Annotated in this window: 1 protein-coding gene; it reads right to left on the bottom strand. The window is 66.1% G+C overall.

Annotated features, from left to right (window positions below):
• Nucleotides 1–221: hypothetical protein (locus HJV72_RS19205; RefSeq protein WP_208073472.1), on the bottom strand; the 221-nt coding region annotated here is incomplete at both ends.

Genomic DNA, 221 nt, shown 5'->3' with positions numbered 1-221 from the left:
GCCGACAGGCCCTGCAACTGGCCGTGGCCGCCGACCTGGATCTTGATCCCGGCGTCGCGCAGCTTCTTCACCGACTGGGACACCTGCACGTGCCAGTAATCCCAGTCCGGCGCGGTTTCGCGGCGGATCGAGCGCGCATCCAGCGTCTCGCGCGGGAAGAAGCGGTTGAGCTTCTTGTCTTCCCAGACGTTGTCGCGTGCGTACCACCAGTACTCGCCGGA

The sequence above is a fragment of the Extibacter sp. GGCC_0201 genome, from assembly GCF_017566055.1.
Lineage (GTDB): Bacteria > Bacillota > Clostridia > Lachnospirales > Lachnospiraceae > Extibacter.
This window is presented reverse-complemented; position numbering and strand designations above follow the sequence as displayed.